This window comes from Vibrio sp. Of7-15 (assembly GCF_022347565.1).
GTDB lineage: Bacteria > Pseudomonadota > Gammaproteobacteria > Enterobacterales > Vibrionaceae > NORP241.
This window is the reverse complement of sequence record NZ_JAKRGH010000003.1, coordinates 164,621-188,880: the sequence shown is the minus strand read 5'-3', so window position 1 is coordinate 188,880 and position 24,260 is coordinate 164,621. Positions and strand designations below refer to the sequence as shown.

General features: G+C 43.3%; 22 protein-coding genes. 10 read left to right on the top strand and 12 right to left on the bottom strand.

Annotated features, from left to right (window positions below):
- Positions 1-65 precede the first annotated feature (65 nt).
- Complete coding sequence (locus MHO82_RS05460) at positions 66-1,115, top strand: 3-deoxy-7-phosphoheptulonate synthase (protein WP_239182844.1); 1,050 nt, start codon at positions 66-68, stop codon at positions 1,113-1,115.
- A gap of 39 nt (positions 1,116-1,154) precedes the next feature.
- The gene (locus MHO82_RS05455) at positions 1,155-1,637 is read left to right on the top strand and encodes a YajQ family cyclic di-GMP-binding protein (RefSeq protein ID WP_239182843.1); all 483 of its coding nucleotides are present in this window, start codon (positions 1,155-1,157) and stop codon (positions 1,635-1,637) included.
- Positions 1,638-1,704: 67 nt separating this feature from the next.
- Here the strand turns inward: MHO82_RS05455 and MHO82_RS05450 are convergent, their stop codons facing one another.
- The 7 genes from MHO82_RS05450 to pheS all read right to left on the bottom strand — a co-directional run bounded on the left by MHO82_RS05450 (position 1,705) and on the right by pheS (position 10,948).
- Positions 1,705-3,501, bottom strand: coding sequence for a M3 family oligoendopeptidase (locus tag MHO82_RS05450; protein ID WP_239182842.1), 1,797 nt, complete (start codon positions 3,499-3,501; stop codon positions 1,705-1,707).
- A 66-nt stretch (positions 3,502-3,567) separates the two neighbouring features.
- Positions 3,568-4,332, bottom strand: a complete 765-nt coding sequence (gene btuD / locus MHO82_RS05445) for a vitamin B12 ABC transporter ATP-binding protein BtuD (protein ID WP_239182992.1) — start codon at positions 4,330-4,332, stop codon at positions 3,568-3,570.
- The gene (btuC, locus tag MHO82_RS05440; protein WP_239182841.1) at positions 4,322-5,311 is read right to left on the bottom strand and encodes a vitamin B12 ABC transporter permease BtuC; all 990 of its coding nucleotides are present in this window, start codon (positions 5,309-5,311) and stop codon (positions 4,322-4,324) included. Before btuC ends, btuD begins: the two co-directional genes overlap by 11 nt.
- Positions 5,312-5,431: 120 nt before the next feature.
- Positions 5,432-6,475: a succinylglutamate desuccinylase gene (locus MHO82_RS05435; RefSeq protein ID WP_239182840.1), complete on the bottom strand. Its 1,044-nt coding sequence runs from the start codon at positions 6,473-6,475 to the stop codon at positions 5,432-5,434.
- Positions 6,476-6,708: 233 nt separating this feature from the next.
- Entirely contained in the window at positions 6,709-7,005 is a 297-nt protein-coding gene (gene ihfA, locus MHO82_RS05430; protein ID WP_239182839.1) for an integration host factor subunit alpha, read from the bottom strand.
- A gap of 538 nt (positions 7,006-7,543) precedes the next feature.
- On the bottom strand, positions 7,544-9,946 hold the full coding sequence (gene pheT, locus MHO82_RS05425; protein ID WP_239182838.1) for a phenylalanine--tRNA ligase subunit beta: 2,403 nt from the start codon (positions 9,944-9,946) through the stop codon (positions 7,544-7,546).
- An 18-nt stretch (positions 9,947-9,964) separates the two neighbouring features.
- A complete protein-coding gene (gene pheS, locus MHO82_RS05420) occupies positions 9,965-10,948 on the bottom strand; it encodes a phenylalanine--tRNA ligase subunit alpha (RefSeq protein WP_239182837.1) in 984 nt (327 codons plus the stop codon).
- A 351-nt stretch (positions 10,949-11,299) separates the two neighbouring features.
- Here pheS and MHO82_RS05415 point away from each other — a divergent pair, with 351 nt between their 5' ends.
- On the top strand, positions 11,300-11,557 hold the full coding sequence (locus MHO82_RS05415) for a YiaA/YiaB family inner membrane protein (RefSeq protein ID WP_239182836.1): 258 nt from the start codon (positions 11,300-11,302) through the stop codon (positions 11,555-11,557).
- A gap of 9 nt (positions 11,558-11,566) precedes the next feature.
- Positions 11,567-12,016, top strand: coding sequence for a hypothetical protein (locus MHO82_RS05410; RefSeq protein WP_239182835.1), 450 nt, complete (start codon positions 11,567-11,569; stop codon positions 12,014-12,016).
- Positions 12,017-12,085: 69 nt separating this feature from the next.
- Here MHO82_RS05410 and rplT read toward each other — a convergent pair whose 3' ends face one another.
- The 4 genes from rplT to thrS all read right to left on the bottom strand — a co-directional run bounded on the left by rplT (position 12,086) and on the right by thrS (position 15,258).
- On the bottom strand, positions 12,086-12,439 hold the full coding sequence (gene rplT, locus MHO82_RS05405; RefSeq protein WP_004401084.1) for a 50S ribosomal protein L20: 354 nt from the start codon (positions 12,437-12,439) through the stop codon (positions 12,086-12,088).
- Positions 12,440-12,477: 38 nt separating this feature from the next.
- Positions 12,478-12,672, bottom strand: a complete 195-nt coding sequence (rpmI, locus tag MHO82_RS05400) for a 50S ribosomal protein L35 (RefSeq protein WP_239182834.1) — start codon at positions 12,670-12,672, stop codon at positions 12,478-12,480.
- Between the two features lie 102 nt (positions 12,673-12,774).
- The gene (gene infC / locus MHO82_RS05395; RefSeq protein WP_239182991.1) at positions 12,775-13,326 is read right to left on the bottom strand and encodes a translation initiation factor IF-3; all 552 of its coding nucleotides are present in this window, start codon (positions 13,324-13,326) and stop codon (positions 12,775-12,777) included.
- Positions 13,327-13,329: 3 nt separating this feature from the next.
- Positions 13,330-15,258 (bottom strand): threonine--tRNA ligase, encoded by a 1,929-nt coding sequence (gene thrS, locus MHO82_RS05390; protein WP_239182833.1) that lies wholly within the window; start codon positions 15,256-15,258, stop codon positions 13,330-13,332.
- A gap of 388 nt (positions 15,259-15,646) precedes the next feature.
- Between thrS and hutC the strand changes: the two genes are divergently transcribed.
- The 6 genes from hutC to MHO82_RS05360 all read left to right on the top strand — a co-directional run bounded on the left by hutC (position 15,647) and on the right by MHO82_RS05360 (position 22,785).
- Positions 15,647-16,351 carry a histidine utilization repressor gene (hutC, locus tag MHO82_RS05385; protein WP_239182832.1) on the top strand — a complete coding sequence of 235 codons (705 nt, stop codon included), beginning with the start codon at positions 15,647-15,649 and terminating at the stop codon, positions 16,349-16,351.
- A gap of 208 nt (positions 16,352-16,559) precedes the next feature.
- Positions 16,560-17,774, top strand: a complete 1,215-nt coding sequence (gene hutI / locus MHO82_RS05380) for an imidazolonepropionase (RefSeq protein WP_239182831.1) — start codon at positions 16,560-16,562, stop codon at positions 17,772-17,774.
- Positions 17,764-18,777: a formimidoylglutamase gene (gene hutG / locus MHO82_RS05375; RefSeq protein WP_239182830.1), complete on the top strand. Its 1,014-nt coding sequence runs from the start codon at positions 17,764-17,766 to the stop codon at positions 18,775-18,777. The genes hutI and hutG overlap by 11 nt, the downstream gene beginning before the upstream one ends.
- Positions 18,778-18,841: 64 nt before the next feature.
- Positions 18,842-20,527, top strand: coding sequence for a urocanate hydratase (gene hutU, locus MHO82_RS05370; RefSeq protein ID WP_239182829.1), 1,686 nt, complete (start codon positions 18,842-18,844; stop codon positions 20,525-20,527).
- A 17-nt stretch (positions 20,528-20,544) separates the two neighbouring features.
- The gene (hutH, locus tag MHO82_RS05365; RefSeq protein WP_239182828.1) at positions 20,545-22,080 is read left to right on the top strand and encodes a histidine ammonia-lyase; all 1,536 of its coding nucleotides are present in this window, start codon (positions 20,545-20,547) and stop codon (positions 22,078-22,080) included.
- Positions 22,081-22,257: 177 nt separating this feature from the next.
- Positions 22,258-22,785 carry a superoxide dismutase family protein gene (locus MHO82_RS05360; RefSeq protein WP_239182827.1) on the top strand — a complete coding sequence of 176 codons (528 nt, stop codon included), beginning with the start codon at positions 22,258-22,260 and terminating at the stop codon, positions 22,783-22,785.
- 47 nt (positions 22,786-22,832) lie between these two features.
- Here the strand turns inward: MHO82_RS05360 and yegD are convergent, their stop codons facing one another.
- Positions 22,833-24,185 (bottom strand): molecular chaperone, encoded by a 1,353-nt coding sequence (gene yegD / locus MHO82_RS05355; protein ID WP_239182826.1) that lies wholly within the window; start codon positions 24,183-24,185, stop codon positions 22,833-22,835.
- Positions 24,186-24,260 lie beyond the last annotated feature (75 nt).

The window sequence follows — 24,260 nt, the reverse complement described above, 5'->3', positions numbered from 1 at the left end:
TTTATTCCTATCTCAATTTCCGTTATCGTAGGCAGATCAAAGTGATAGAAATTATAGGCGCTTTTATGCCATTAAAAACAGATGAATTAAGAACTCAGCCATTAGGCCCAATGCCAACACCCGCTGAACTTGAAAATACCCACCCGCTCACCGACGATGTTGCCGAGCATATTGCTCATTCTCGCCGCCAGGTTGAAGCCATTTTAACTGGACAAGACAATCGTTTATTGGTCATTGTCGGCCCCTGCTCAGTCCATGACACTGAGGCGGCACTTGATTACGCACAACGTCTCGCCTCTATCCAAGAACAGTATAAGAATGAACTTTTCATTGTCATGCGTACCTACTTTGAAAAGCCTCGTACCGTTGTTGGTTGGAAAGGGTTAATCACTGATCCAAACTTAGATGGCAGCTATGCCCTAGAAACAGGTCTACACAAAGCACGTAAACTACTTCTAGACATCAATAAACTTGGGTTAGCAACTGCGACCGAGTTCCTTGATATGATCACAGGTCAGTACATTTCTGATTTGATCACTTGGGGTGCTATTGGTGCACGTACCACTGAATCGCAAATCCACCGTGAAATGGCATCTGCATTGTCATGCCCTGTTGGTTTTAAAAACGGCACTGATGGTAATACCAAAATCGCGATTGATGCGATCCGTGCTTCTAAAGCCTCACATTACTTTTATTCGCCAGACAAACAAGGTCGTATGACAGTCTACCGCACTGCTGGTAACCCATTCGGTCATGTCATTCTTCGTGGTGGAAAAACACCAAACTACGGCAATGAGTTTGTAGAGCAAGCTTGCCAAAATCTTGCTGAATTTGATTTACCTCAACGCTTAGTAGTGGACTTTAGTCACGCCAACTGCCAAAAACAGCACCATCGTCAGCTAGATGTTGCTAAAGACATCTGTGAGCAAATTACAAATGGTAGCCAGTTTGTGGCTGGTATTATGGCTGAAAGCTTTATTCTTGAGGGTAATCAACCATTAACTAACCTAGATAACCTAACATATGGTCAATCGGTGACGGATCCTTGTATTCACTGGGAAGACACCATCACCATGTTAGATATGTTATCTACGGCCGTAAAAACTCGATTATAATCTGTGATATTCACTGTAAATCTATTTAGGAAATAAACCATGCCATCATTCGATATTGTGTCTGAAGTTGATAACGTAGAACTAAAAAACTCCGTAGACAACGCCACTCGTGAGTTATCTACTCGTTTCGACTTTCGTGGTGTTGATGCAAGTTTTGAACTTAAAGGTGAAGTTGTAAAACTTGGCGCCGAAGATGATTTTCAGCTAAAACAAATGGTTGATATCCTACGTGGTAACCTTGCTAAACGTGGTGTTGACGCAGGGGCAATGGAAGAGAAAGACGTTGTTCACTCTGGTAAAAATTACTACCAAGACATCGAATTCAAGCAAGGTATTGACTCTTTAATCGCGAAAAAGTTAGTTAAAGAAATCAAAGCATCTAAAATCAAGGTTCAAGCTGCGATTCAAGGTGATCAACTTCGTATCACAGGTAAAAAACGTGATGATCTGCAAGCGGTTATGGCCTTAGTACGTGAAGGTGATTTCGGCCAACCATTCCAGTTCACGAATTTCCGTGACTAATAGACTCTTCTAATAAAAAGCCAATGTGTAAACCACATTGGCTTCTTTATTCCGATATCTAGTTCGACTATTTAGCCGACTCTAGTAACACCTCAAAACGATCTATTTGCTCGCTCACCATATCTAGGCTCTGCTGCCAAAAGGCTTCTTGAGTAAGATCCATTTGTAAATGTTCCATCACCACTTCTTCAGCAGGCATTCGCCCAGTATCACGCAGTAAAGCAACATAATCACTATAGAAACTTGCGCCTTTCATTTCGCGCTGAGCATACACACCTTTACTGAATAAATAGCCAAATAAATATGGGTAGTTATAGAAGCTTACGCCTGCAATACTAAAGTGAAGCTTACTCGCCCAGAACATTTCATCTGCCTGTTCCATTGCATCACCATACCACTCTTTCCACGTTTCAGACATCAAGGTTTTTAGCTGTTCAGCACTTAACTCACCATTTTTACGTTGCTCATAGAATTGTCTTTCAAATTCAAACCGTACTGGAATATTAATCAATAATGCTAAAGCAGAAGAGACTTCTTCCCATAGCATCTCAATTCGCTGCTGATCTGTATTTGCCTTTTCCATTAATGCATCACGAACAACATTTTCTGCAAAAATAGAGGCGGTTTCAGCCAAAGTCATCGGGTAGCGTGTTTGGCATAATGGCATGTCTTTCATAACCCAGTTATGGAAAGCATGACCAAGTTCATGGGCTAATGTTAAAACATCGGACATGCTGTTGCCCCATGTCATAAAGACCAGTGGCGTTCGTGTTACCGCAAACTTCGTACAGTACGCACCTAGACGTTTATTCGGCTGAGGAGCGGCATCAATCCAGTTGTTTTCAACCATGATGTCCACAAACTCTCCCATTTCAGGATCAACACCTGTAAACGCTTCTTTTATGATGCTGATCGCCTCATCAAAAGAATAAGTTTTGCTTTCACCATCGCCTAAAGCAGGCATTGCTGCCAATTGATCCCATGGCATTAATGTCGATGTGCCATACAACTTCGCCATTAAACGGCCTGCTTTCTGCCCTACATGCGCGTTCTTTTTTGCAACAGAAATCATGCTATCTAGTGTTGCTTTTTCAATACGGCTACCGTGTAAACTTGGCTCTAAAAAGTGCAGTTCACGAGTATGGCTGCGTTTTTCATACTCAGTTAAACGCCAACCTGCAAGCGCATTTAGGATTGCACTAAAGCTCTCTTGATTTGCTTGCATTGCTTCTTGAATGGCACGCCATGCCGGTTCTCTGCGCTCACTATCTCCCCCATAAAGAATACTAGCCGCTTGAGATAAACCTAGCTCTTCAGTCGTTCCGTCTTTAAGCACTAAAGTAACTTTCATTGAGCCTGTTACGTTGTTATATAAGCGGCCCCATGCATTACGCCCATCAACAGACATGGCTGTTAATAGCTGCTCTTCTTTTACGCTTAGACGAGTATCCGCCAACTTACGTTCTTCATGGATTAAAAAGCTTTGAGCCGCAACTTCACTGTCTAAAGCGAGCACTTGATCAACGAATTCGATATCACAATGAGTCAGTGTATTTTGGTATGGGCTAAATGCTTGCGCTAACTCAGAAGCCAACTTATCCATTCGGCTAGATAACACTTTGGCTTCGGTATCAGATGCATCAACAGAGGCATGACAAGAAGCAAAGGCGTTAATAGTGGCCAATAACGTACTGGCCGCTTCTCGGGTGATCAGAGCTTGCTGTAACGTATTAACACTTTCAAGCCTTGATGCATTGTCATTAAGTTGCTCTAAACATTTATTAATTAGGGTAATGTCTTGTTCAATCTTTGGATCGTGTAAGCTCTTATAAGCAATAGTAAGATCCCAACTTGGTGCAGTCATACTGGTTCCTTGCGAAATGGTCCACTCCGTACACCGTAATAGAGTGCAATAACAGTCAAAGCGTTATTAAATTGAGCGGTCAAAAATAAGATACGGCCTGCCTTCTACCTGAACTTTTTTAACGGATGTATTGAATACCTCAGATAGGCGTGTTTCCGTCATGATTTCATCCGGTTTTCCCACGCCAAGGCAGACTCCTTGTTTTAATAATAAAACACTATCAGCTTCATTCAGTGTCCGGTTAAGATCATGGTTTGCTACCACAACACCAATTCCCATCCGAGCAACATCTCGTATCAATTGATACATCATTGCTTCTTGCCCAACATCCAATGCAGCGGCGGGTTCATCCAATAATAACCAACGAGAGTCCGGATTAAGTGTTGGCCATACTTGCAGACATGCACCAGCTAGCCGAACTCGTTGCCACTCCCCACCGGAAAGCTGATGTATTGTTCGGTTGAGTTTATCGGCAATGCCTAACACGTCCGTAATATGGGCGACCACTTGTGATAACAATTCCGGGTTAATATTGGGGTTTAACACTGAAAGATGTAAATAATGATAGACCGTAACCGAAAAAGCTGGCCTATCTTGTTGAGATAAATAACACCTTTTAAACGCCAGTGCATCCAAAGAAAATGAATTTAGTGGCTTACCATCAAGTTCAATCTCTCCCGCACAAGATATTAAGCCTGACAAGCACGAGATCATGGTACTTTTACCACTTCCATTTGGCCCAATCACATGAAGGATTTCACCTGGCTTTACCTGAATAGACAGTGGCATCAATCGGGGAGGTAAAGCAATATTCTGAGCATCAAGCATGATTTTTCAACAACATCCATATAAAGATAGGTGCGCCAATTGATGTGGTCATTACACCAACGGGTAACTCAGCGGAAGGCAATAAAACTCGTGCTAGCGTGTCAGCAAACACCAATAAAGCCGCGCCAACAATAGCAGATAAAGGCAATAAAAATCGGTTTTCCGTACCAAAAGCCAACCTCAACAAGTGAGGAACCACCAGCCCAATAAAACCTATCACGCCAGCTAAGGCAACACTCGCCCCCACTAATAACGACACCGCAATAATCAAACGCCACCGTAGCTTGTCTGTATCAAGACCTAACTGCTTCGCATAGGTCTCCCCCATCATCAGTTGATCTAAGCTTTTTCCTTTACGGCATAACCAAAAAATAACCGGGATCATGATCACGACCACCGATAGCTGTTGCCAACTAACACCACCGATACTACCCATTAACCAATACATTAATAATCTAAGGTTTAGATCAGAGCTAAAATAAAATGCCCAGGTCACTACAGCCCCCGACAGGATACCAAGTGCCACACCAACCAATAATGTACGCGACGTTGATAGACGTAACTTTGTCGCCAGCCCCACCAAAATTATGGTAAAAAATAGTGCACCTAACATTGCTGCTATCATAGAAAGTGCTGGGCTTGGGATAACAGGAAGAACAAAGAGCAACACAACCAAAGCAAGGCTGGCACCACCTGAAATACCTAGCACCCCAGGCTCGGCTAATGGGTTTCCCAGTAACACTTGTAAACTAGCCCCTGACACCGCCAACGCCGCACCAATCACAATGGCAGCAATCAGCCTTGGCATTCTTAACTGGTACAATAGCTGACTTTCTAATTCGCCTTGTGGAGAAAGCGGAAAAATAAACAACTCGCCAACGGAAAGTGCAAGAAGAGCCATCAAAAATAGAAAAATGGATGAGACGATAAAAGCACGCCGCCACTTTGTCTGCTTTTGATTTAAGAGATGAGAAAAATGCATTGTCTAATCACGAGATGAATTTGCCATAAACATACTCGTAACGTTCTTGAATGAAAAGAGAAGATCACCCTCATCCTCTCTTTATGCTGCTTTTGCCAACAAAATATAGCAATCGTGAGGCTATTTCGCTTTTACTACTAACTGCCCACTATTGAACTCAGTTAAAACGGGTTTAACTAATAAGCAAGCTCTTTGGTTAATAGCTACGTTAGCATTTGGGAATACAACCGCTTCTCCACCTTCAATCGCTGAATAAGAGATGCCATTCTCATCTGTAGCCAATAAGGTGTTTTCTGAAAAATACGTGAAGTTAGCGGTATCATTTGGGAAGGTTAAAGCAAAGTCATTACTTAGCTTCGTTAATGTTCTGCTGACCTCATAAACCTTAACTGAATCTCCGTCCCACTTTGTATCACTTGCGTGTTGAACACACACTAGATTACGTAAAGCCTTCGAAAACGCCGCTAGCTCATCCAAATTATTTTCACCCAGTGGTGCTACTCTACCCAGTTCCATTGTTAATGCTTGCGCTGCAAAATTTTCCGCACTGAACCAACTGAAAGTCGGTGATGGAGAAGTTGATAACATTAACGCCTCTACCTCGCCTTCTTGTAAGAAGCACGCAAGCTCCTCACTGCGGGTCGCTTTATTTGTATAAGGGCTGACAGCAAAAGTATAATGCTCAGAATCACGGATAGCGCTATGTAAATCAAGGTGCCATAACTCTTGGTTTTCTAATGATGAGCTAAAGAACTTACGCACGTACCCTTGTAACTGATTAGCAATTTGTGTTTCTAGGTTGGTTTCTTGCTGAACCCCATCAAACAAGCGGTTGAGGTTTACATCGATAAAGCGGGTAAATGCATTGGTTGCCTGTGGGTGACCAATAATGAAAAGGCAACGATGAGCCAGATCGACGTGACCTTGTAACACATCCATCACTAATTGATCCGTGATTTCCATTGGGCCAGTTTCATCCCCATGAATCCCCGTCGAAATGATAAGATCTTTATTACCAGCCACTGCCGGAATAATTTCAAGTATTCCACGACCATGAAAAATGACATTAGCACCACTATCAAGTTGCCATTCTTGAGCAGGAATATCGGCTGCCATATTTAGTGTAGCGGCTAAGAAAGAACCATTGAACAAGTCCACAGACATTCATTACTCCTTGTAATGTCTTACACAAACTATAAAAGAATAGTGATAACCACCTATAGTGAAAGGATTTATAGTTTGTAATTCCAAATAATAACTATTTTATAGTATTCACCATCAGCACTATACTATTTAGCAACATTATTGTAACGACCGTTATATGGATGAATGTCTCAAAAAAACAAAAGCCACACAGGGAGACCCTATATGGCTTTATCTTTTATAACCGAAATAAACTATTTTTCGATTTTAATATTTTCAACTCGAGCTTTTAATTTTTGCCCTGGTCTGAATGTAACTACGCGACGCGCAGAAATAGGTATGTCTTCACCTGTCTTCGGGTTACGACCAGGTCGTTGGTTCTTATCACGAAGGTCAAAGTTACCAAAACCTGATAGTTTTACTTGTTCGCCATTTTCAAGTGCTCTTCGAACTTCTTCAAAAAACACTTCAACCGTTTCCTTGGCGTCCCGTTTGCTTAGTCCGAGCGTTTCAAACAGGTTCTCAGCCAAATCGGCCTTGGTGAGCGCCATAGAACTTCCCTCAAAGCTATGTTAAACAACGTTGCAATATTGCACTGCAACACGAGAGCTATCTAGCTAGAACTAAAACACGTCATACTTAATCCTAACTAACGACAAGTGTAAGCCAACCTGCTGATTTTCGCCAACTTTTTTATCGCAATAGTTGTTTGTCTGGCGGCACTTTTTACAAAAAATCAGCTACGTGATTCGCTTTAAAAATAGAAATATCCATATAAAACATAGCGTTAGGAAGAACACTTCTAAGTACGAGAGATAAAAAAATAAACTATATATTTTTCATATTGTTATGAAAAAAAGATAAGAATTTCGCGGAAAATGAGAATCGTAATTTTGATTGTATTTTAAAGCCAATCGTCCATTATTCATACAGTTGCTTGCGCATCAAGACGGTATGAAATAAGAAAATATCACCTATCAATATCTTAATATTAGTGGGAAATGATTTATCATCTAGAAATAAAAAAGCCGATTTCTTTAACGAAATCGGCTTTACAAATTCATGTATTGAAATCAAAAATTCAATGCATTAATCACGAAGAGTCGCGCCAAACTTATCGCCAATAGCGGCAACAATGGCATCTACTGAACCAGCGATGTCTGCATCTTCTAGTGTGCGTTCTACAGACTGTAGGCTAAGTGCGATAGCTAGGCTCTTCTTACCTTCTTCTACGCCTTTACCAACGTAAACGTCGAAAAGTTTAGCGCCTGTTAGGAATTCGCCACCCGCTGCGATACACGCTTCTACGATGTCACCAGAAGCTACTGTTTCGTCAACAACAACCGCGATATCACGACGGTTTGCAGGGAACTTAGATACTGCTACTGCTTCTGGAAGCACGCGAGTGTTGATTGCTGCCCATTCGATTTCGAATACAATAGTACGGCCATTAAGACCAAACTTACGCTCTAGTTCTGGGTGAACAGTACCAATGATACCCACTTCCCTTTCTGTTTCTAAACCAGCGTCTACTACGATAGCGGCAGTTTGACCTGGGTGAAGTGCTGGGTGCTTAGCTGCTTTGAAGCTGTAAGCTTTCTCGTTCGCTGTTAGCTCTAGAACTGCTTCTAGGTCGCCTTTCAGGTCGAAGAAGTCAACAGTGTTTGTTGCAACGTCCCAGTGCTCTTCGCCACGAGTACCAGAGATAACGCCCGCAAGCATCATTTCTTGACGCATGCCGTTTTCAGCTGATGCTTCTGGGATGAAACGTAGGCCTGATTCGAATAGACGAACGCGTGGCTGTTGACGCTTCTGGTTGTGAACCACTGTGTTTAGAAGACCTTGGATTAGGCCAAGACGCATTGCTGACATGTCCGCAGAGATTGGGAATGGCAGGATTAGCGGCTCAACACCAGGTACAACAAGCTTTTGCTGTTCTGGTTCTACAAAGCTGTATGTGATTGCTTCGTGGTAGCCACGGTCTACAAGAAGGTCACGAACGCGCTTAAGCGGTTGGTCAGCTTCTTTGTGGTCATTCATTTTAAGTGCTGCTTTAGGCGCTTGGTTTGGAATGTTATCGTAACCGTAGATACGACCTACTTCTTCAATTAGGTCTTGCTCGATTGCGATATCGAAACGCCAAGATGGAGACGTTGCCGTCCAACCTGCTTCTGTAGTTTCAACTTCACAACCTAGACGAGTTAGGATTTCTACCACGTCTTCAGATGGGATTTCGTGACCTAGTAGGCTGTCTAGCTTAACGCGACGTAGAGATACTACGTTTGCTTTTGGTAGATCAGCTTCAGACTCGCTGCCGTTTACTGGCGCAACTTCACCACCACAGATATCAACTAGAAGCTGTGTTGCGCGCTCCATAGCAGCTAGCTGAAGTGTTGAATCAACACCACGCTCGAAGCGTAGAGAAGAATCTGTGTGAAGGCCGTATGCACGTGCGCGACCACGGATGTGATCCGGTGCGAAGAATGCTGCTTCTAGAAGAACGTCTGTAGTTTCAGTGGTAACACCAGACTCTTCACCACCAAAGATACCCGCGATTGCTAATGCTTTGTTGTGGTCAGCGATAACAAGCGTGTTGCTGTTTAGTTCAGCTTCGTTGCCATCTAGAAGTGTTAGTTTTTCGCCCTGCTCTGCTAGACGAACCACGATGCCACCTTCGATCTTAGCTAGATCAAATGCGTGCATTGGTTGGCCTTGCTCTAGCATCACGTAGTTTGTGATGTCTACAACTGGGTCAATTGAACGGATACCACAACGACGCAGTTTTTCTTGCATCCAGATTGGTGTTTCCGCTTTCACGTTTACGTTCTTAACCACACGGCCAAGGTAACGTGGACAAGCATCCGTTGCTTTAACTTCAACAGATACTGTGTCTTCAATGCTTGTTGCAACAGCTTCAACTGTTGGCTCTGTAACGTCTGTGCGGTTTAGTACGCCAACTTCACGAGCAAGGCCACGGATGCTGAAGCAGTCTGCGCGGTTTGCTGTTAGGTCTACGTCGATAGTTACGTCGTTAAGCTCTAGAAGCTCACGAACGTCCATACCTAGAGTTGTGCCTTCTGGCAGCTCAAGGATGCCGTCTGATTCAACGTCGATACCTAGCTCAGAGAAAGAACAAAGCATGCCGTGCGATGGAACGCCACGTAGTTTTGCTTTCTTGATTTTGAAGTTACCAGGCAGTACTGCGCCAACTGTTGCTACTGCTACAGTTAGGCCAAGACGACAGTTAGATGCACCACATACGATGTCTAACAGCTCTTCTTCGCCGATATCAATTTTTGTAACTTGTAGTTTGTCTGCGTCTGGGTGCTGACCGCACTCAACCACTTTACCTACTTTAACGCCGGTGAATTCACCAGCAACAGGTTCTACATCGTCAACTTCCAAACCAGCCATAGTGATTTGGTGAGCTAGCTCTTCGCTGTTTATTGCAGGTTTAACCCACTCGCGTAGCCAAGATTCACTGAATTTCATAGTATTGACTGCCCCGGATTACTTGAATTGTTTTAGGAAACGAAGGTCGTTCTCGAAGAACGCACGAAGGTCATTTACGCCATAACGAAGCATCGTTAGACGCTCAACACCCATACCGAATGCAAAACCAGAGTATTTCTCAGGATCAATGCCTACTGAACGAAGTACGTTAGGGTGAACCATGCCACAGCCTAGAACTTCTAGCCATTTGCCATCTTTACGCTTAACGTCAACTTCAGCTGAAGGCTCTGTAAACGGGAAGAATGAAGGACGGAAACGCACTTCAACTTCTTCTTCAAAGAAGTTACATAGGAAGTCGTTCAGAATACCTTTCAGCTGAGCGAAGTTTACGTTCTCATCAACTAACATACCTTCCACTTGGTGGAACATTGGTGTGTGAGTTTGGTCGTAGTCGTTACGGTAAACACGGCCCGGGGCGATGAAACGGAAAGGTGGCTTGCCGTTTTCCATTGTACGGATCTGAACACCAGACGTGTGCGTACGCAGCATTAAGTCTGGGTTGAAGAAGAAGGTATCGTGGTCAGTACGAGCTGGGTGATCATCTGCGATGTTTAGTGCATCAAAATTGTGGAATGCATCTTCAATCTCAGGACCAGACTCTGTGTTAAAGCCAAGCTCACCAAAGAACTGTTCAATACGCTCAACTGTGCGTGTTACTGGGTGTAGACCACCGTTTTCAATGCGACGACCCGGTAGGCTCACATCGATTGTCTCTTCAGCCAGTTTCGCTTCTAGCTCTGCACGTTGTAGTGCGTCTTTACGAGCAGCGATCGCTTGTTGAACAGCACCTTTCGCTTTGTTGATCTCTTGACCAGCAGTGCGACGCTCTTCAGGTGGTAATTTACCTAGGCTTTGAAGCTGTGAAGTTAGTTCACCTTTCTTACCTAAATACTGAACTCGCACTTCATCAAGTGCGACTAACGAATCAGCGCTTTCAATCGCTGTCGTTGCATTGGCAATGATCTCTTCTAGATGTTGCATCTCTTCCTCATCCACCCATCGTGGTGGTGTCCATTACGGATATAATACAGTTAATTGCGTAACCATACATACTAATGAAAGCCGCCTATAAATCCAAATCGAATCCGCAATAATTAGGGCTATTTGATTAAAAAAACTCCCCTACCCACTAAAAGACAATAATTCCATAACACTATGCTTAAATATCTCTCGATCGAAGAGCTGACAAATACACTAAAAAACACTTACAAATAAGCACTTATAATCATAAGTGAAAACTGTATCTAAAATATTCATATTTTTATTTGCACTTTTAATTTATTCCGTCTAAATTAAATAAAAAAACACCGTTCAATTATTAAGGAATAAAAAATGAATACACAAGATAAGTACTGGCTTAACTATGCAAAATTCACTTTCCTACTGGCGGTAGCTGCCATGATCATCAGCATTATCATGCTACCAGGTGATCTACTGGTGAAAGGTTATTACAGTATTTGCAGCTTATTCTTAATCAGCGCCACTATCACATTAAGTAAAGCTGTGCGTGATGACAGTGAATCAAAAAAATTATTACAAAGATTAGAAGAAGCTAAAACAGCTAAGCTACTAAATGAAATGGAAGAGTAAGGAGAAACAATGAGTACTGTAATACTCTCGCAATTACAGCTACTAATGCATCAGAATAAACACCTAAAGGGTCTGCTTAAAGCCAAGCAGGCTCTCTTAGAGGAAAAAAAGGGGAAACTAGCATCATTAGAGACAGACAAGCTGAATATTAACTACGCTTTAGAGCTGCAGCTAACGATTAAAAATCATTCAGTTAACTTAGAAACGATGCACTCTTCATCAATCAAAGCAAAAAAAATCCATCAAAAAATGGTTAAAATCCAAAGCAGTATTGATGTATTAGAAAAGCAAATAGAACATTTAGCTCAGATATTTTCGAAGTGTAAAACATTAGCTAAAAACATTACTTTAGCTATGTCATCACAAGCACTAACTCCGTCCCACCACATACAACTCAGCGGCCAACTAGTACAACAGGAATTGCTATTAAAAAGTCATCTGTTGGATAGTCAAAGATAGTACTTCTATTACTAAAAACGAAAAAAGGAGAGCTAATGCTCTCCTTCTTTAAGCCTTGTCTGTTCTGAATTACAGAGCAGCTTTCGCTTTTTCAACTAGAACAGCAAATGCTGCTTTGTCGAATACTGCGATGTCAGCAAGGATCTTACGGTCGATCTCGATAGATGCTTTCTTAAGACCGTTGATGAAACGGCTGTAAGATAGACCATTTTGACGAGATGCTGCGTTGATACGAGCGATCCAAAGTTGACGGAACTGACGCTTCTTGTTACGACGGTCACGGTAAGCATATTGACCTGCTTTAGTTACCGCCTGGAAAGCTACGCGGTAAACACGAGAACGTGCACCGTAGTAACCTTTAGCTTGCTTCAGAACTTTCTTATGACGTGCACGAGCTTGTACACCACGTTTTACGCGAGGCATTATGTCTCTCCTAAACTAAATGAATAAATACTAAAAAATTATGCGTATGGAAGCATACGAGCAATTGCAGCTAGTTCACATTTTGGAAGTAGTGCATTTGGACGAAGCTGACGCTTGTTTTTAGTAGTACGTTTAGTAAGGATGTGACGCTTACCAGCGTGCTTGAACTTAATACCACCAGCAGTTTTCTTGAAACGCTTAGCAGCACCTTTGTTTGATTTCATCTTAGACATGATGAATGTAACTCCGCATTGTTGCGTTAATAAACATAGTAACCAGGCGAATAAAACGGGGCAGCTTTACAACTGCCCCGTTGTATTACTTGAATGCCTTAATTACTTCTTCTTTGGAGCAATAACCATGATCATTTGACGACCTTCGATACGCGTTGGGAAGCTTTCTACAACTGCAATTTCAGCTGTGTCGGCTTTCAAGCGATTAAGAACGTCAACACCGATGCTTTGGTGCGCCATTTCACGACCGCGGAAGCGGATAGTTACTTTGACTTTATTGCCCTCTTCAATGAAGCGAACCAGGTTGCGTAGTTTTACCTGATAATCGCCTACATCTGTACCAGGACGGAATTTTACTTCCTTCACTTGGATCTGTTTTTGCTTTTTCTTTTGCTCTTTAGCAGCCTTGCTCTTTTCGAAGAGGAATTTGCCGTAGTCCATCACACGACAGACAGGTGGCTCGGCATTCGGGCTAATTTCAACTAAATCAACACCAGCCTCTAACGCTGCGTCTAGAGCTTCGTTAAGACTAACTACACCCATTGACTCGCCGTCAAGACCAGTTAAGCGTACTTCACGTACACCGCGAATTTCACCGTTTAGACGATGCGCATTTTGTTTAGCCGGCTGTTGGGCTCTTCTTCCGCCTTTAATACCTTATTCCTCCACAATATTGAGCTTTCGGGTGCTAACTTCTTGCTGCAGGTATGCAACAAAATCGTCAATCTTAAATTTACCCAAGTCTTTACCCTTGCGAGTACGTACTGCGATTTCTCCGGCTTCCATTTCTTGGTCACCACAAACAAGCATGTACGGAACTCGTTTCAAAGTATGTTCGCGAATTTTAAAGCCAATCTTCTCATTTCTCAAGTCCGCTTTGACTCTAAATCCTGATTTTTGTAGTTTTTTTGCAATTTCTTGCACGTAATCAGCTTGCTTGTCGGTAATTCCCATGACTACCGCCTGTTCTGGAGCCAACCACGTTGGGAAAAAGCCAGCGTACTCTTCAATCAGGATTCCTATAAAGCGCTCAAGAGAACCTAAAATGGCTCGGTGAATCATCACTGGTGTGTGACGTTCATTGTCTTCACCGACATAAGTCGCACCTAGACGCTCAGGAAGTGCGAAGTCTAACTGAACTGTACCGCATTGCCAAGCTCTATCTAGACAATCATGCAAAGTAAATTCAATTTTCGGTCCGTAGAACGCACCCTCACCCTCTTGAATCTCATATGGAATATCCATTGACTCTAGAGCAAGCTTCAAATCTGACTCAGCGCGATCCCACATCTCGTCAGAACCAACACGGTTTTCAGGACGAGTTGATAACTTAACGACAATGTTCTCAAATCCAAACGTCGTATAAGTATCGTAGACCATTTCAATACAAGATTTCACTTCTTGCTGAACTTGAGACTCAGTACAGAATACGTGTGCATCATCCTGAGTGAAACCACGTACACGCATAATGCCGTGTAGTGCACCAGAAGGCTCGTTACGGTGACAGCTACCAAATTCTGCCATACGCAATGGTAAATCACGGTAAGACTTCAACCCTTGGTTAAAGATTTGCACGTGACCTGGGCAGTTCATTGGCTTAATTGCGTATTCACGGTTCTCAGAACTTGTTGTGAACATCGCTTCTGCATATTTATCCCAGTGGCCAGAACGCTCCCAAAGTACGCGGTCCATCATTAATGGGCCTTTTACTTCTTGGTAATCGTACTCAGTCAGTTTTTCTCGCACAAACACTTCTAGATCACGGAAAATAGACCAACCATTGTGATGCCAGAACACCATACCTGGCGCTTCTTGCTGCATATGGAATAGATCTAAGTGCTTACCAATTTTACGGTGGTCACGCTTAGCCGCTTCTTCAAGACGTACTAGGTGAGCTTTTAGTAACTTTTTATCTTGGAAAGCTGTACCGTAGATACGTTGCAACATTTTATTGTCGCTGTTACCACGCCAGTATGCACCAGCAACGCTCAGAATCTTAAAGTTCTGGCAAAAGCTCATGTTTGGTACGTGCGGGCCACGACACATATCAATGTATTCTTCGTGGTGGTACAAACCAGGACGATCGTCGCGAGCAACGTTTTCGTCTAGGATTTCCATCTTATATGTCTCGCCACGTGCTTCAAACACATCACGAGCTTCCTGCCAGCTTACTTTTTTCTTGATAACTTGATACTTCGTTTTCGCTAACGCTTTCATGCGTTTTTCGATGGCATCAAGATCGTCTTGCGTTAAAGAATGCTCAAGATCGATATCGTAGTAGAAGCCGCTGTCAATGGTAGGACCAATTGCCATTTTTGCTTCTGGGAAAAGCTGCTTAATGGCATGACCTAGAAGGTGAGCACAAGAGTGACGAAGGATTTCTAATCCATCTTCGTCTTTCGCTGTGATGATTTCTAGCTGTGCATCATTTTCAATTAAATCACACGCATCAACACGCTCGCCATCTACACGACCAGCAATACAAGCTTTCGCTAAGCCTGGGCCGATGTCTGCAGCGACATCCATAGTAGAAACAGCATGATCAAATTGACGTTGACTACCGTCAGGAAGAGTAATTACAGGCATGATATATCCTTTACAGTGGTGCTGCACACCAAGCAGCACGTGATAATAAAAATATTCTTGTAAATCAATAAATTGAACAAAAACAGTATAAGATCAGTTACTCACTTAAACACAAATACAGATGCGGTTAAGATAAGTAAGGAAGCATACTAACGAAAAAACATGAAATAACAATGACTATCTTGAATATTATGAGGTTATGGGTAAGGTTCAAGCGATTCTGTGTTTTTATCTACAAATTGCACAATCCATCGATCCAATTAACAAAAACATCAAATATTCTTCTTCTGTTATTTCGAATCTTGCTTTATCACTTGCAATTACAGTATGGGTCAGCGAATATTTGTATATTCAATTATATTTCGCATTCTATAACCAGGTTGTCACTATGAGTAAGTCCCCTCGCTACATCCAGATAAAAACATACATCAGTGACAAAATCAGCGCCCATGAATGGGTTCCTGGCCATAAAATTCCAACAGAGCTCGAATTAACCGAAACCTTCAATGTCAGCCGTATGACAGTAAATAAAGCCATTCGTGATTTAGTGTCTGACGGACTACTAGAACGCACCCCAAGGCTGGGCACGTTTGTATGCCAGAAAAAAGCGGAATCCCCTCTCACCGATATTCGCAATATTGCTGATGAGATCAGCCAGCGCGGCGGAGAGTACAGTAATAAAGTGCTAAGCCAGAGAAGCATTGTGGCCGATGATGAAATCGCAATGCGCCTTGGGGTGATGTTAGGTACCCAAATTTATTTCAGTGAAATTATCCACTTTGAAGACAATAAGCCACTGCAGTTAGAAATTCGCTGGGTTAACCCTGAATATGCTCCAGCCTATATCCAGCAAGACTTCAGCCAAGCCACCCCTAATGAATATCTGTCTCAAAACTGCCCTTTAAGTACGATTGAACACACTGTTGAAGCCATCATTCCAGACGCCAAAACACAGCGTTATTTAAATTTAAGTGCCAATGAACCGTGCCTACTGCTTAACCGCCGTACTTGGAGCAAACAAAACCTCATCAGTGCCGCCCTGCTCTACCACCCTGGGCACCGTTATAAACTCAGCTCCCGTACTCATTTATAACCACGAATTTATCATCCCCGCTACCTTTTTTCCCTCCCTCAAACCATCAGAGGGAGGAAGCTATTTTCTCCCTGCTTTAGTTTCAATACCGTTCTTTTTAGCCCCTTTATAGCTACCTACATCACAACTTTTTCTTAAGTTACTTGCGGCACCCGCCTCATTTGTCTATATATTTGTATATACATTTAATTCATATTTAGAGGCTGTGATGGATTTTATACTGAGTAACGCCAATATAGTCACCATGAGTACAGGCCCAGATGGCTACCAAGTTCTTAATAATCAATATATTGGTATAGAGAAAGGTAAAATTAAGCAGATCGGCGCTAAAGAAGAATTTTCTTCACTTGATCATGTAAAAGTCATCAACTGCCAAAACAAACTGGTCACTCCAGGGTTAATTGATTGCCACACCCACCTTGTTTTTGCTGGTAACAGAGCGAATGAGTTTGAACAACGCTTGACGGGCGTACCTTACGAACAAATTGCAAAAAGTGGTGGTGGCATCTTATCAACGGTTCGTTCGACACGTAATGCCTCTGAATCTGAGCTGTGTGAATTAGCACTACCAAGATTACAAGGCTTGATTCGTGACGGCGTAACAACAGTGGAAATCAAGTCTGGCTACGGGTTAACTTTAGAAGATGAGCTGAAAATGCTTCGTGTTGCTCGCCAACTTGAACAACATGAACGCATTAACGTATCCACAACTCTCCTCGCAGCCCATGCTCTGCCGCCGGAATACCAAAACAAGGCCGATCAATATATCGACCATGTGTGCGACACAATAATCCCACAAGCGGCGGAAGAACAACTCGCCGACTACGTCGATGTATTCTGTGAAGGGATCGGTTTTAACCTAGAGCAAACCCAAAAAGTCTTTGAAACTGCAAAACAGTACGGTTTGGGCATTAAAGGTCATACGGAGCAATTGAGTAACCTTGGTGGCAGTGCACTTGCTGCAAACATGGGCGCAAGCTCTGTCGATCATGTTGAGTATTTGGATGAAGCTGGGGTTAAAGCGCTTGCTCATAATCACACCGTCGCCACCTTACTTCCTGGTGCCTTTTACTTTTTACGCGAAACACAACTCCCTCCAATTGAGCTATTGCGGAAACATAACGTGCCAATGGCCATTGCGACTGATTTCAACCCTGGCACATCGCCATTTGCATCATTGACTATGATGATGAATATGGCGTGTACGTTATTCAGACTCACACCAGAAGAAGCGCTACGGGGTGTCACTGTACATGCCGCACAAGCATTAGGGTTAAATCATAGCAAAGGACAAATAGTTACGGGTTTTGATGCTGATTTAGCCATCTGGGATATTGAACACCCTGCTGATTTATCTTATCAAGTTGGTATCCCGCGCCTCCACGCTCGACTGGTGAACGGAGAGGTGTGTTATGCCGCTTGATAAGACTATATGGCAAGGCCGAGTTGACCCTGAAGATGGTGAATTAGGACAACGCATACATCAAAAAGTCGTTCTACAGGATGGTTCTGAGCAAGCGAGCCTGAGCGGAGAACCTGGGCTTATGCTACTTGGCTTTGCCTGTGATGAAGGCGTGGCAAGAAATAAAGGCCGTGTCGGTGCTTATGATGGCCCTGATACTATTCGCAGAGCACTAGCTAACCTTGCTTGGCATCACAACACTCCGTTTTATGATGGCGGTAACATTCACTGTGACGATCATAACCTAGATGATAGCCAGCGTCGGTTAAGTAACGACATTTGCCAAGCTCTGCGCCAAAAGCACAAAGTCATTACGTTAGGTGGCGGGCACGAAATTGCATGGGGATCTTTCCAAGGTTTAGCCAAATACCTAGAGCAGCGCCAGCACACAAAACCACCAAAAATTGGCATTATTAATTTTGATGCGCATTTTGATTTACGTAACTACAGCGCTGCCAGCTCTGAGTACCGACCAAGCTCAGGCACGCCATTTTCTCAAATAGCCAACTACTGCCAAAACCGTGATTGGCCTTTTCACTACGCGTGCCTCGGTGTCAGCAGAGCTAGTAATACACAAGCGCTGTTTAAAAAAGCCGATGAACTGGGTGTGTTATACCGTGAAGATCACCAACTAACGGCCTTGTCTTTGGCTCGCAGAACCGTTGAATTAGAAACCTTTATTCGTGAATCCGATTATTTATATCTAACCATTGATATTGATGTTTTCCCAGCCTGCACCGCTCCGGGAGTCAGTGCGCCAGCCGCTCGTGGCGTCAGTTACGAGATCATCGAGGCGCTAATGAAACCGATTTTTGAAGCAAAAACAGACGAAGGACAGTCAAAATTATTAGTGGCCGATCTCGCTGAATATAACCCAAGGTACGACATTGACAGCCAAACTGCTCGCTTAGCGGCAAGGCTGACTTGGGATATTGCCAGAGCAATGAATGACAACAAAAATTAACACCAAAAAATAAAATAACTTCAACCTATTACAGATGTAACCCTACCCTGCAAAGGAGAGCAACATGACTAACAAGCGTTTAGACACTACTCGTACAATCAAAGCGCCTGAAGGCACTGAGTTAAACGCAAAATCGTGGTTAACAGAAGCACCATTACGCATGCTAATGAATAACCTACACCCTGATGTCGCAGAGCACCCTCACTCGCTGGTTGTTTACGGCGGCATTGGCCGTGCAGCGCGTGATTGGCAATGCTTCGACACCATCGTCGACGTACTAAAGCGCCTTGAAGATGATGAAACCTTGTTAGTTCAATCAGGTAAACCTGTTGGGGTCTTCAAAACACACAACAATGCCCCTCGCGTATTGATTGCCAACTCTAACTTAGTTCCACACTGGGCAAACTGGGAGCACTTCAACGAGCTAGATAAAGAAGGCTTGATGATGTACGGTCAAATGACTGCTGGCTCTTGGATTTACATTGGCTCTCAAGGCATTGTACAAGGTACTTACGAAACATTCGTTGCTATGGCGAAGAAACACTTTGATGGCCAAGCCAAAGGGCGCTGGGTATTAACGGGTGGTTTAGGTGGTATGGGTGGCGCTCAGCCACTGGCGGCAACAATGGCAGGCTTCTCTATGTTAGCTGTCGAATGTGACGAGTCACGCATCGATTACCGCCTACGTACAGGCTATGTTGACAAAAAAGCAACCTCGCTAGATGAAGCTTTGGCTATCATCAATGAATCCATCGACAATAACTCGCCAGTTTCAGTTGGACTACTAGGTAATGCAGCAGATATTTTCCCTGAACTAGTCAAACGTGGCATCACTCCAGACGTCGTTACCGACCAAACGTCAGCTCATGACCCACTAAACGGTTACTTGCCTACAGGCTGGAGCATGGAGCACGCGGCAGAAATGCGCACTAAAGACGAAGCAGCCGTGGTTAAAGCAGCGAAACAATCCATGGCATTACAAGTTCAAGCCATGCTGGATCTGCAAGCGAAAGGCTCTGCAACGGTAGATTACGGTAATAACATTCGCCAAATGGCACTAGAAGAAGGTGTCGAAAATGCCTTCGACTTCCCTGGTTTTGTTCCTGCTTATATTCGTCCATTATTCTGTGAAGGCATCGGTCCTTTCCGCTGGGCGGCCTTATCTGGTGATCCAGAAGACATTTACAAAACCGATCAGAAAGTAAAAGAGCTGATCCCTGATAACCCACATCTACACAATTGGTTAGACATGGCTCGTGAGCGCATTCAATTCCAAGGCTTACCTGCTCGTATTTGTTGGGTTGGTTTAAAAGATCGCCAACGTTTAGGTTTGGCGTTCAATGAAATGGTAAAAAATGGTGAGCTCAAAGCCCCTATCGTTATTGGCCGAGATCATTTAGATTCAGGCTCTGTAGCCAGCCCGAACCGTGAAACCGAAGGCATGATGGATGGCTCCGATGCAGTTTCAGATTGGCCACTACTTAACGCAATGTTAAATACTGCAAGTGGTGCAACCTGGGTTTCTCTACATCACGGTGGTGGCGTAGGTATGGGCTTCTCGCAACATTCAGGCATGGTTGTGGTATGTGATGGTACGGACGATGCTTCTGAGCGTGTTGGCCGTGTACTACGAAATGACCCTGCAACAGGAGTGATGCGTCATGCTGATGCAGGTTATGACATCGCTAAACAATGCGCTAAAGAGCAAGGGCTAGATCTGCCAATGCTTAACAACGAACTAAACAAATAATGGCTATGGAGAATACGATGTACCAACTAACCATTACCCCAGGGAAATTGAGCCTTAACGACTTACGCCATATAAGCCGTTCACCAGTTAAATTAAGCTTAGATCCAGCTGCTATTCCTGATATTGAAGCCAGCACTCAAGTTGTGAACGATGTCATTGCTGAAGATCGCGTCGTCTATGGAATTAATACCGGATTTGGCTTACTGGCAAATACTCGCATTGCTGTTGAAGATTTAGAAACCCTGCAACGCAGTATCGTTCTTTCTCATGCCGCTGGTATCGGTGAGTTCATGGACGACGAAACTGTTCGTTTAATGATGGTTTTGAAAATTAACAGCTTAGCGCGTGGCTACTCTGGTATTCGCCTTAAAGTCATTGAAGCCTTAATCACTTTAGTTAACGCACAAGTTTACCCATGCATACCTAAAAAAGGCTCTGTTGGTGCTTCTGGTGATTTAGCTCCCCTAGCCCACATGAGCACCATTTTACTAGGTGAAGGACAGGCGCGTTACAACGGAAATATCATTTCGGGTTTAGACGCCTTGTCTATCGCTGGATTAGAACCAATTACTCTGGCTCCTAAAGAAGGCCTAGCGCTACTTAATGGCACACAAGCCTCTGCGGCATTTGGACTTGAAGGTCTATTTGCTGCCGAAGATCTGTTTGCTTCAGCAACCTTATGTGGTGCCATGTCTGTCGATGCAGCACTCGGTAGCCGTCGTCCATTTGATCCTCGTATTCACCGTGTTCGTGGTCACCGTACACAAATGGATGCCGCTGCCGCCTACCGTAATATTCTTGATAGCAGCAGTGAAATCGGTGAATCTCATACTGATTGTGAAAAGGTACAAGACCCTTATTCATTACGCTGTCAGCCTCAAGTAATGGGAGCGTGTTTACATCAGATTCGCCAAGCCGCTGACGTGTTTGAAGTAGAAGCGAACTCAGTATCTGATAACCCACTTGTTTTTGCAGATGATGGCGACATTATCTCTGGTGGTAACTTCCACGCTGAACCTATCGCAATGGCCAGTGACAACCTAGCTCTCGCGATTGCTGAAATTGGTAGCTTATCTGAACGCAGAATGGCACTGTTAATCGACAGCGGTCTAAGTAAATTACCACCATTCTTAGTGGATAATGGCGGTGTAAACTCAGGCTTTATGATTGCACAGGTAACGTCAGCTGCTCTTGCTAGTGAGAACAAAACATTAGCTCACCCAGCATCAGTCGATAGCTTACCGACATCAGCCAACCAAGAAGACCATGTTTCTATGGCAACCTTTGCTGGCCGTCGTTTAAAAGACATGGCTGAAAACACTCGCGGTATTTTAGCCGTTGAATTGCTCGCAGCAGCGCAAGGACTCGACTTTAGGGCACCAAAACGTTCATCTGAGCTTATTGAGGCAGCCAAAACAGAACTACGTGAACGCGTACCTTTTTATGACAAAGATCGTTACTTTGCGCCTGATATTGAAAAAGCCAATGCATTATTGTTAGAAGCAACTCACAATAAGTTAATGCCTGTAAATACTTTACCAAGCGTAAAATAATCACAGCTTTATTGAACTGTATGAATTTAGCCCTGATTTTCTATATTCAGGGCTTTTCTTTTACTCCCACTTTTATTTTAATGCCATTCTTTAATCAAATTTCTCCTATTAAGTGATGGTTTTTTCCTACACTAAAAACAATAAACTCAATAGTAACTATCATTGTTAGGAGCTGTAATGATAAAAGTTAAGTGTTTATTAGCCGCGTTCACCTCAGTATTATTGATACTGCCCAACCTAGCCTACGCTATTTCAGTCAATATGATGATGTTCGAAGGTGAAGAGCACGTTCAAGTTGGCTCTATCTTGCTCTATGAATCAGATTATGGACTGGTTTTAGATCCCAGTTTATCTTCTTTCCCTGCTGGTATTCATGGTTTCCATTTACACGAATTTGGTAGTTGTAGTGCCACGATAAAAAATGGAAAAAAAATACCGGGAGGAGCTGCTGGCGGCCACTATGACCCTGAAAAAACGAACAAACACGGTTACCCATGGACAAATGATAACCACAAAGGCGATTTGCCCGCTTTGTATGCAGATATGGATGGCAACATCACCAATCCAGTATTAGCGCCACGATTAACATTAGACCAAGTTCGCGGGCGTTCATTGATGATACATGTGGGAGGTGATAGTCATGCCGACCACCCACATAAATCAGGGGGCGGTGGCGCAAGAATGGCTTGCGGTGTAATCATGTAATAAAATTGGCCGCAGCGATTATGCGGCCAATTCATCTTCACTAATATTTACGAGAAACAGTGCTCCGCCCAATAAGCTAAGCCCGAAGTAACAGAACCAAAATAGTTACCTCCCACAATTTCTATTCCTGGAAGCTGAGCTTTCAGTGCCGCTCGTAAAATAGGAGAGCGGGCTGAACCTCCAGTCACATAAATAATGTCTGGCTTCTTGCCTGCTTGTAAAATAGCCTCTGCAACCAAATCATTTATTTTCTGTTGTGGGTTCATGATTGCCTCTTCAAAATGCTCAGAAGAAATCGATAAATCTAAGCCACTCTCCAAATACGACAAATCCACCACATGAGATTGCTGCTCAGACAACGCAATTTTTGTTTTTTCAGCATCACGAATCACACGGTAACTTAACTTTTCATCATACAGTTTTAGTAACCGAGCCAATTTTTTAGGCTCTTGGGCATCTCTCATTAACTGCGTCAGCACATCACGGTTTTTAGCCGCAAAAAAGTCAGCTTGAGCCGCCACATTATTAATCGCAATAGGGTTCCAAAATTGCCCCATTGGTAAATCTAACCCTTTCTGATTTTTTGAACCACTACCTAACAATGGCATCAACTTTTGATATGCAAGGTAAATATCTAAATCATTACCACCCACACGACGGCCACTATGAGCAAGAATGCCACTATTACGGTCACTTTTTTTCAACCATGACGGCCCCATTTCGATCATAGAGCAATCTGTTGTACCACCACCGATATCAACAACTAGTACGGTTTTGTCCTCAGTTAGAGTTCGTTCGAAGTCTAAACCCGCTGCAACTGGCTCTAGCTGAAATTCAATATCTTTAAACCCAGAGCGTTTCGCTGCTGACGTTAAGATATTGATGGCCTGCTGATTCGCTTCGTCGCCCTTACTACCCTGAAAATTGACTGGGCGGCCAATCACGGCTTTCGTGATCTCTTGTTCAACACTTAGCTCTGCTTTCTGCTTTATGTTGGTCATCATGGCACATACTAAGTCTTCAAAAAGGGCTATTTGTACGTCACGCAAGCCCGTGGCACCCAAAAAAGACTTCGGCGATTTTACGTAATACACTTCTTCAGGATCATCAATATAGAAATCCAGCGCTTCTCGGCCAAACAATAAACTGTTTTTTTCGACCTCAATGTCTTCCATACGATTAAAAGACATCGCTTGGCGCAGCAGCTGCTCCCCCGCTGGTGTACTCGATTTTATATCCCAAAAACGGTATAAATATTCGGTGACAGCTTCACGAGTAGGCGCACACAATGTTGACGGAATGAAAGTATTATCTTGTTCTATTGCGATTAATTCAGGCTTTCCGTTTTTTAAATAAGCCATTGAACAATTAGCAGTACCATAATCGAATCCAACAAACATACTTTGCTCCTACACGCTGCTTTTCAGGCAAAATGCCTTACCCGAGAATAAAAGGGGCCAAATTGTACTCGCTTC